Source organism: Methanosarcina spelaei, assembly GCF_002287235.1.
GTDB classification, from domain to species: Archaea; Halobacteriota; Methanosarcinia; order Methanosarcinales; family Methanosarcinaceae; genus Methanosarcina; species Methanosarcina spelaei.
On record NZ_LMVP01000077.1, the window covers coordinates 1 to 9,758 of the forward strand.

The 9,758-nt window shown below is 39.0% G+C and carries 7 protein-coding genes; all 7 read left to right on the forward strand.

Features of this window, described 5'->3' with window-relative positions; translation table 11 throughout:
• On the forward strand, window positions 1-709 hold a 709-nt coding region (gene tnpC, locus ASJ81_RS05615; RefSeq protein ID WP_141241541.1), incomplete at its 5' end, for an IS66 family transposase.
• Window positions 710-1,492: 783 nt separating this feature from the next.
• Window positions 1,493-1,792 carry a hypothetical protein gene (locus ASJ81_RS05620; RefSeq protein WP_095643630.1) on the forward strand — a complete coding sequence of 100 codons (300 nt, stop codon included), beginning with the start codon at window positions 1,493-1,495 and terminating at the stop codon, window positions 1,790-1,792.
• Between the two features lie 64 nt (window positions 1,793-1,856).
• The gene (locus ASJ81_RS05625) at window positions 1,857-2,078 is read left to right on the forward strand and encodes a hypothetical protein (protein ID WP_095643631.1); all 222 of its coding nucleotides are present in this window, start codon (window positions 1,857-1,859) and stop codon (window positions 2,076-2,078) included.
• A gap of 4 nt (window positions 2,079-2,082) precedes the next feature.
• On the forward strand, window positions 2,083-2,328 hold the full coding sequence (locus ASJ81_RS05630; protein WP_095643632.1) for a hypothetical protein: 246 nt from the start codon (window positions 2,083-2,085) through the stop codon (window positions 2,326-2,328).
• A gap of 307 nt (window positions 2,329-2,635) precedes the next feature.
• Window positions 2,636-2,887, forward strand: coding sequence for a hypothetical protein (locus tag ASJ81_RS05635; RefSeq protein WP_095643633.1), 252 nt, complete (start codon window positions 2,636-2,638; stop codon window positions 2,885-2,887).
• Window positions 2,880-3,251 carry a hypothetical protein gene (locus tag ASJ81_RS05640; protein ID WP_095643634.1) on the forward strand — a complete coding sequence of 124 codons (372 nt, stop codon included), beginning with the start codon at window positions 2,880-2,882 and terminating at the stop codon, window positions 3,249-3,251. The genes ASJ81_RS05635 and ASJ81_RS05640 overlap by 8 nt, the downstream gene beginning before the upstream one ends.
• An 810-nt stretch (window positions 3,252-4,061) precedes the next feature.
• Complete coding sequence (locus tag ASJ81_RS05645) at window positions 4,062-8,744, forward strand: PAS domain S-box protein (protein ID WP_095643635.1); 4,683 nt, start codon at window positions 4,062-4,064, stop codon at window positions 8,742-8,744.
• The last annotated feature ends 1,014 nt before the right edge of the window (window positions 8,745-9,758 follow it).

Genomic DNA, 9,758 nt, shown 5'->3' on the forward strand with positions numbered 1-9,758 from the left:
AGGAAAAAGACATTGGCTTCATGTAGCTTCTACTGACAAATACACCTGTTATTTTACTCATGCAAAAAGAGGATCCGAAGCTATTGATGCTATGGGAATTCTTCCAGAGTTTAAAGGGGTAGCAGTTCACGATGGATGGAAACCTTACAACAGTTATAATTGTGATCATGCTCTTTGCAATGTTCATCTCCAGAGAGAACTTACTGGAATTGAAGAGAATTATAAACAGCAATGGGCTAAAGATATGAATGAGCTGTTGTCTGAAATGAAAAAGTATGCTGATGAGTGTAAAGAGCAGGTCAAAAATCTAGATTTTGAACAAGTTAAGGCATTAGAAAAAAGGTTCAATGCTGTAGTCGCGAAAGGAATTGAAGAAAATCCACCTTCTTTAAATCCTGAAAAACGAGGAAAACGTGGTAAGAATCCAAAAACCAAAGCAAGGAATCTGCTTGATAGGTTTATAGAACATAAAGAAAAGATTCTGAGATTCCTGACAGACTTGAAAGTTCCGTTTGAGAATAATCAAGCAGAAAGAGATGTCAGGATGATGAAGCTACAGCAGAAAATATCAGGAACTTTCAGAACTGCACGAGGAGCGGAAGCTTTCTGCAGAATTAGAGCATATATTTCAACAATAAGAAAGAATGGTTTACCTGTTTTAGAGGGTATTCTCGCGGCGCTCAAAGGAGCGCCGCTAACTATACCCTGAATAGTTACCATATTTCTAAATATCTCTTATACACTTATCATACCCTCATCGAAGGCTAAAATATCAAGGTCAAAAAATCAATCCTACTGATAATGATTTTTCTTATTTGTCATTTTTGTACATATAGTCTTTGTAACACGACTAAACAAAAACACATAGGTGGGCTCAACCGATAACGTTAATTTTTTTGAGTAAAGAAGTCAGGCCCAGACATCCTTTCTTAATTGTCATTTTTGATGACTTCCTAAAACCCAAACATTCCACAGGAAATAAAGGTAAAATCCGAATTAATATTTAAGCAAGTGTTACTAACTTTTTAATTTTTCATACTAATGGTGTTAATGATCTGGATTTTTTTGCAGTGGAAATTTTCAGGATTTTGGTCTATTTTTGGGTTGGTATGTTTCCATTGCAAAAAATGAACTTGTTAGATTAAAGATAATGTCATACTTTGAACTGAAATGTTCCTCTTGGATTTCATTCTTATAATGCATATGAATGAATAAATTGTTTTTATGTTGTTCGATTCGATGTTTCGATTTTTTCAGGCGCTCACGTTTGATATCTGCGTTATCTCAGGCGCTTTGTTAAGCTTTCCCATTTTTGGAGGTATGTTTGGGAGATTATGGTCCTCTAAAAACGTCTTAAATCGGCTTAGAATAGTTCATCCTTCTGTCATCGATTTTACTCATTACTCAACTATGTGGAACGCCACGTAGCTAATTATATATACTTGGAACGCCATATAGTTATTTGCAGTAAGGTAATAGGAGCGTAACCGAGATGGCAACCCTAAAAGGAGAATTGAACAGAGAATTGAACAGGATCAAAGCAACTCAATACAGACAGAGAATTTCAAGATATGGCCGGAAAGCTGTTTATGCATTGGAGCCTAAAGAGCCTTTGAAGTTCAAACCTTGGTTCCTTCAAGGAATTGAGTACTATCAAAAAGAAAAGGGGTTCACATTTGAGGTTCTCTGCCCTGGTCTGCTTCGAGTCAAAAGGCCTGGACAAACAACTCTTTTGAGAACTTATAAAGACTTCGTGAGAGAGTATAAGAACGATTATCTCTCAAAGTTCTAAATTCTTTCTTTTCCGAAATTATCTTATGCTGCGCTCCACTTTACAACAGATAAGAGGTTAACTGATGGTAGAAAAAAAGCGAAGGCAAGGCCAGATTAAACCGAACGGTGAAAAGGCAGTTCCTAAACCCGTATGTCCTAAATGTGGGGAAATCTTGGTTCGGGTATCTTTCAGAGGTGACAAGAGCCAGGGACGGGCTTATATTCCCGCTGGCTGGATGTGTCCTTCTTCAACATGTGATTATATTATCAAGGACTTTGTAGAGATTGAAGATACGGAGGAATAAAAGTATGAAAATGTCAATAATTGAAGCACTTGAAAAACTCGCAGAGATCAACAACTACGAAGAAATTTTAGTAAAACTCAAAGATGATGACGAACCTACACCAATTGATTTAGAAATTGATGATATCCGAAAGTTAGCGGATGATCCGGACCAGACTTTTGATTTGATAGTCACAGAGTACACGATCCGAGAACTAGATGAAAACGGAAATGAAAAGTTAGGCGAACCTCTTTACAAAGTTGTAAAATAATTAATTCTTCTTTCTTTTTCCTTTCTGTCTATAGTTTGGGTCCCATCGTTCACACCAGGACCCTTATACTAATCTCTTTGTTCTTTCCGTTTTGTGCTAATCGTTGATACCTACAGCTGCCTTGGCCAGCTGACAATCCGGGTAAAATCAATAAGTATAGACATTTCCTAAAACTAGAATTTTACATCGAGATTGAAGGCAAATTGGTTAGAAGAATGTTTCTTATGTGAGTATCTGCAAGCCGATATTATTATTTAGATAATAAGACATAATTCACAGAAAAGAACTAATCAAAAAGGTGAGTACAATGTCAGATCCTAATAAATTCGATGTAGAAGCAAAACGTATCTACGAAGCCCATAAGGAAGAATGGGAAAAACTGTACAATGGAAAAATCATAGCTATAGATGTTGATGTTAATGACATTGTATCTGTCGGTGATCACCTTAAAGATGTTAGTTTGCAAGCAAAAAAAAAGCGTCCAGGTCACCGTTTCTTTGTGCGTAGAGTAGGTAAAAATCCTTCAGTTGCCCGCCTTAGGAATAGAAACTATGCATAAAAAAGCTACTTTTGATTATTACGATAATGACCCTCTTGTCGTTGTAACTCTCGTTAATCCAGTTCTAGGGAAAAGGCATAAAGCCTGTGCATATCTTGATACTGGTTCAGATGCAGTTGTCATTCCAGAAGACATCTGGTTTAAACTCGGGTTAGATAAGGATTTAATGGCAAGTGTAAGCGTTGTTGGAGACACAGTTAATACATGGTATAATTTTATTGATTTAGAATTCCTTCAGAACAAACACAACGATATTGAAGTTTTTTATAATGAGGCAGCAGGAGATATCTTGATAGGTAGAAATATTCTTGATGAGTACTCCGTAACATTCGACGGTAGGAATTCAAAATTGTATATAGAATAAGCAGGTACAACATTTTCGTGTCTCTTGATGGTGATAACCACAATGACATAAGGGACCTGTAGAGAAAAAAAGAAAATCCGTTTTTTACAAAAAAGTGTTATGATAAATCACTGTATAAAATCAAGGAATTGGTATGCTTTAGCTTCTCTCTTTCCCAGGCGGGTTCGTTTGAGATATTCGTTTCAATTCCTGAAAAGGTCACACCATAAGTTTCTTCGAATTCAATGATCTTGTTTAAAAAGTCCTTCTAAAGCGCCTCTAATGCGTATTTCGCATCTCTGATCCGGTGATCTTCTTCTGAAGGTTGTTGAACATCCGGGAATACAAGACAATTGAAAATAGAAATTAAATAATCTTGATCACTAAGAATTATTTTTCTATCTGCATAGCCTGCAAAATCAGTAGCTACTTTTTTAGCTGGGTTCTTACAATGTGACTGATCTCTTTAACATTCCAGCAATCATTAAACTGGTTTATTGTCTCAACGCTTGGTACCATTTCCTCATTATGCGATACTTACAACTTAGCCTTGAGTCATTAAATACGAGTTTAAAGTAAAAACTTATAAAACAATTATTGTACCCCATTTTTATTTAATATTCGTAGCTTGTCCGATGAATTGTCGGGTATTTTTACCACCAAATCACATTCTGATCCTTTCCTTTTATAAAAGCTATTTTTAATGTACGGTAATAAACGGCTTTTAATTTTATAAAAAATAAATAAAGACTAATATACAGATAAGAATAATTCTTAGCGGTCATTGAATGTAAGCCTATTGCCGTCAAACAAGGGGGTCTGAAGGGAAATATGAAAACAAAAATGGAACAATTTCCTGCAAAAAATCCAAATCCTGTACTTAGTGTAGCAAATAACGGAATACTTATTTACTCAAATGAGGCTGGTGAGCCCATACTGCAAGAGTGGAGCGTGAGAGTTGGAGAAAGGATACCTCTTCATGTCGAAAAGATTATACAGAGAGTAATTTTTCAGAATAGCTCTGAGAAAATAGAACTTAATGTGGGAAAAAAGATATACTCGGTCTCGTTTCACCCGTTACCCGAAGAAGAATGCGTAAACATTTATGGATTCGACATAAGTGAGCAGAAAGAGATTGAAGAAAAACTGCGAAAGAATGAGTCCGACCTGAAAAAAGCCCAGGAAATTGCTCATGTGGGCAGCTGGGAGTTGGATCTGGAGAGCAATTTGGTAACCGGTTCTGACGAGTTTTATCGTATTTTCGGCCTCATGCCTGACTCGAATACGTTCTTCCAGCAGTACATCGACCTGCTTGTTCCGGAAGATAGGCAAAGAGTTCTGGATATTCTGGATGAGACAATCAAGAGAAACACACCTTATAATCTAGACTATCAGGTGATTTTGCCTAACAATAAAAAACGGCTCATCCATGCCGAAGCGATAACAATATATGATAACGGCAGGCCGATGAAGCTAATCGGTACTGCTCAGGATGTTACTGAGCGCAAACAGATGGAAATCGCTTTAATAAGAAGCGAACAACACCTTAACGATTTGTTGAGCAGTATTCAAGATGGGTTTTTTGAGCTGGACAAGGAGTGGCGGTTCACATATATCAACCAGCAAGCTGCACGTAATGGTAATTTCGAGCCTGAAGAGTTATTAGGGGAATATATCTGGGAAAAATTTCCTTATATGGTTAATAGCAAGTTCGAGGAAATGTACGGGAAAGTCATGGAAACTCGGCTGCCAGCTAATTTCGAGATCAAAAGTCTGGTCCTGGAAAAATGGTACTGGATAAGTATCTATCCATCTGGATCAGGTATTTCCGTATTCTGGAGAGATGTTACTGACCGAAAGCGAGCAGAAGAAGTTTTGGATATAAGTGAAAAAAATTTCCGCTCTATTTTCGAGCGTTCTAAAATGGGTATTATAGTAGGGGACCTGGAAGGGCGAGTAATACAAAGCAATCCTGCAGTAGAACGCATGCTAGGTTATGAAAAGGAGGAACTTCGAGGTAAGTTCTTTTCAGAGTTCACTTACCCGGACGATCTGAACATTGAAATGCCTTTAATTTTTGAGTTAATAGCCGGTAAACGTGATTATTATGAAGTTGAGAAACGCTATATTCGTAAAGACGGCCGGATAATCTGGATACGACTTATTGGTACTAACTTTCTCGGAAGCAATAGTGAGGCTTCCGGTCTTGTTCTGATAGAAGATATTACCGAGCGTAAGCAGACCGAAGAAGCCCTGCAACGAGAACGGAATTTACTTGAGAGTATCATGCAGGCCACTGACGTTATGCTTGTCTTTTTAGATCCTCAGTTCAACTTTGTATGGGTCAACTCCGCTTATGCCGAAACGTGCAATATGAAACCGGGAGATTTGGTTGGGAAAAACCATTTTGCTCTATATCCCAATGAGGAAAATAAAGCAATTTTCCGGCAAGTACTAGACACCGGTAAAGGGGTCTTCTACAAGGACAAGCAATTTGTCTATTCTGATCAGCCCGAACGCGGAATCACATATTGGGACTGGAGCCTTGCGCCGGTCAAGGACGACTGCGGAACCGTAACGGGTCTGGTTCTTTCGTTACGTGAAACGACAAAGTACAAAAAAATCGAAGAAGCATTGCAGCAGGCATATGAAAATCTTCAGGTGAAATCTGAGGAATTGCAAACTCAATCTCAAGAACTCCAGGAAGCAAATAAGGCACTAAGCCAATCTGAGGCACGCTATCGATTGTTGCACGATAACTTACGTGATGCTTTTGTGCAGGTCAGCATGGATGGACGAATTATTAACTTTAACAATATCTATTGCCAGATGCTCGGATACTCACCCGAGGAACTGCGTACTCTTACTTATCAGAAACTGACGCCTGAGCGCTGGCATGCTGTCGAAGATCGCATTGTCAGGGAACAGATCATCCCGCGCGGGTACTCCGATGTTTACGAGAAGGAGTATCGACTGAAAGACGGGACGATCATTCCAGTTGAACTGCGATCCATACTAGCAGTCGATGCAGCTGGCCAATCGATATCGATGTGGGCTATCGTGCGCGACATTACCGAACGTAACAGATCTGAAGAGATGTTGCGAGAGAGCGAGAAATGCTTTAAGCTACTGAGCGAAGCTAATGCTCTTCTCCTTTCTAGCAAAAACCCTGAGAAAACGATCCAGAGTATCGCCGAGAAAGTGATGCACCACCTGAACTGTAATGTATTCTTTAATTATGTCTTCGATGAGACTCAGGGCAGGCTCCGTCTCAACGCTTACTCCGGGGTAAACACGGATGTAGCTAAAGAGATTGAATGGCTGGATAAAGGAACGGCAATTTGTGGTTGTGTGGCCCTTGAGGGTTGCCGTATTGTCTCCGAAGATGTACAGAATAACGAGGATAAGCGGGCCGATCTTGTGCGGTCAATGAGGATCCAGGCATATTCTTGCCAGCCGCTTCATATTGGAAATCGTACAGTAGGCACACTTTCCTTTGGTACGAGGAGCAAGAAAGGCTTTACGGAAGACGAGCTTGCCCTTATGAGTACAGTAGCCGACCAGGTATCCGTGGCTATCGAGCGCAAGCGAGCTGAGGAAAACCTACGGAATGCGTTGATGAAGGCAGAAGAGGGTGATCGGTTGCTCGCAGCTCTGATGGAGTACGTGCCTGTGGGCATTAGCATAGCCGACGCATCAGGTCGGATGCGTATGGTCAGCCGACATGGTGAGAGACTACTGGGCGGCGCTCATGCCGACAAGTCTGTAGGGGAGGTAATTAATCAATTGGCGGTTTACCAACCTGACGGGATAACTCCTCTGGCAATCGATGATGTACCACTTGCCAGAACAATCCAAAAAGGTGAGGTGGTCAGAGACGTCGAGCTAGTCCAGTTGAACACATTTGGAGGGAAGTTATCCCTGCTTTGCAATGCTGCTCCCATTCGAGATGCCGAAGGAAATATTACCGGTGGCATCGTCGCCTGGAACGACATCACAGAACGCAAGCGGGCTGAAGAGATGCTGCTAGAGAGCGAGGCACGCCGTAAAGTTGTCGAAGCTGTCGAGGTTGAACGGCGCCGGCTCTTTGATGTACTGGAGACGCTACCAACAATGATATGCTTATTAACACCTGATCACCATTACGCCTTCACCAACCGTAGCTTCCGTGAGAAGTTTGGCGAATATAGTGAGAATCAGCACTGTCATGAACTTCGTTTTGGGTTCACCAGGCCCTGCGAGTTCTGTGAGGCATATAAAGTACTTGAAACAGGTCAACCCCACAATTGGGAAGTCACCACTCATAATGGAAGCGTGCTTGATGTTTACAATTTCCCGTTCACTGATGTTGACGGTTCGCCATTAATTCTTGAGATGAGTATTGACATTACCGAGCGTAAAAAGGCAGAGGAAGCTTTGCTAGAAAGTGAGGAGAAGTACAGGACTTTTTTCGAAAGCAGCATTGATGCCGTTCTTCTTACTTCACCGGATGGAACCATTTATGCAGCTAATCCCGAAGCATGCCGGATCTTCGGGATGACCGAAAAAGAGATCATCAAAGTTGGAAGGGATGGGATTGTAGATACATCCGACCCTAGACTACAGTTTGTTCTGGAGGAGAGAGCCAGGACAGGCAAGTTCAAGGGAGAACTAAATTACAGGCGGAAAGACGGCACAATCTTTCCCGGTGAGATGTCGAGTGCATTATTCCACGATAAAAACGGTACTGTAAAGATTGCAGTGATAATTAGAGATATCACCGAACGTAAAAAAGCAGAAGAAACCTTAAAATCGAAATTAGAAGAACTTCAACGTTCAAACGATGAGTTAGAACAGTTTGCATATGTTTCATCTCATGATTTACAAGAGCCCTTGAGGATGATATCAAGCTATTTACAGCTTTTACAGAGAAGATATCAGGGAAACCTTGATGAAAAAGCTGATAAATATATCTATTTTGCAGTCGACGGGGCTTCTCGTATGCAGGTCCTGATAAGTGATCTTTTAGAGTTTTCTCGAGTGACTACAAGAGCAAGAGAACCTGAACCTACGGATTCCGAGCTCATTTTGAATCAGGTACTATCCAGTTTATATCTGTATATTAAACAGAATAGAGCTACTGTTACCTGTGATCCTTTACCCGAAGTAACGGTAGATAACACCCAGCTAGCGCAGGTATTTCAGAACCTGATCGCCAATGGGATAAAATTCCACGGTGAGGAAGCGCCAAAAATCCATATTTCTGCAAAGAAAATTTCTGTAGAGAATAAAGTGAGTGAATGGTTATTTTCAGTACAGGATAACGGAATTGGAATTGATCCTAAGTATTCGGAGAAAATTTTTGAAGTTTTCAAACGGCTTCATAAAAAGGAAGAATACCAGGGAACAGGAATAGGGCTTGCAATTTGTAAGAAAATTATAGAGCGACATGGTGGACATATATGGGTAGAATCCGAACTTGGTAAAGGTGCAACCTTCTACTTCACTTTACCGATTAACCCAAAAGAAGTATAAAAAAATCACATTTTAATGCTTTATCAGCTTTTTCAAGCTCTATTAAGTTTTTTAAAGCTCTATCAAGCTCTTAAAGCTATATTACGCCTTTAATGCTCTACACAGTCTTTTATTCTTTTTCTTAACTTTTTCTGAGAAAGGATAAAAGCATGATAATAATCTGTTATACCTAATAGTAGTAATATAATTATGGGTATAGTCGATATAATTACTATAACTGTTCATGCGCTTTTTCTCAGGAGTAAATATCATTAACCAGGGCGAGAAGTTGAATCAATGGAAAAGCACTTCTATCTGTGGTCATATGATTGAAAATGATTTATAGAAATGAGATTGAAAATGATTTATAGAAATGAGATTGAAAATGATTTATAGAGATGAAAAGGTATTTTTTAGATCTTGCGGGGAAGTGGATAAATTAACTTATCCGGAAATGAAAACTATTTTAAATGATCTACATAGTATAAATAAAACTATTGAAACTTTGGAAACATCTAAGAGACATCTGTCTGATCAGTTTGCTGTCAGAAAGTAGTATATAATAAAATGGAGATGATAGGTCTTAGTCTACTTGTCTATTCTCTCACTTCTCTTATTAGATACAAGGTTACAACATTTCTCTAATAAATTCTAAATTAAAACTATAACTTATTTAAAGCTATGACTTATTTAAAACTACGACTTATTTAAAACTACGACTTATTTAAAACTACGACTTATTTAAAGCTATAACTTATTTAAAACTATGACTTATTTAAAGAGATCTGAAAAAAGAAATCTCTTTTTTAGTCCTGAATTGTAAAATTTCACCCTGGACTATAAAATCCTCAGTCTTGGATTTAATGCAAAAAATAGAAAAATATATATCGTTCTATGGTTTCCATTATTATTTTCATATGTATAGACTGCTTCTAATCCCTTTTATCTACACCCTAAAATGTCAGTAATTTTATATTAATCCTAGCTTCGGCAGGTTAACGCAACTAGAGGTATATATTTTCATATTCCTCTCCC

Excerpts from the sequence above, each read along its gene's own strand:
- ASJ81_RS05620 (WP_095643630.1), top strand. The coding sequence starts at position 1,493 with ATGGCAACCCTAAAAGGAGAATTGAACAGAGAATTGAACAGGATCAAA.
- ASJ81_RS05625 (WP_095643631.1), top strand. The coding sequence starts at position 1,857 with ATGGTAGAAAAAAAGCGAAGGCAAGGCCAGATTAAACCGAACGGTGAA.
- ASJ81_RS05630 (WP_095643632.1), top strand. The coding sequence starts at position 2,083 with ATGAAAATGTCAATAATTGAAGCACTTGAAAAACTCGCAGAGATCAAC.
- ASJ81_RS05635 (WP_095643633.1), top strand. The coding sequence starts at position 2,636 with ATGTCAGATCCTAATAAATTCGATGTAGAAGCAAAACGTATCTACGAA.
- ASJ81_RS05640 (WP_095643634.1), top strand. The coding sequence starts at position 2,880 with ATGCATAAAAAAGCTACTTTTGATTATTACGATAATGACCCTCTTGTC.
- ASJ81_RS05645 (WP_095643635.1), top strand. The coding sequence starts at position 4,062 with ATGAAAACAAAAATGGAACAATTTCCTGCAAAAAATCCAAATCCTGTA.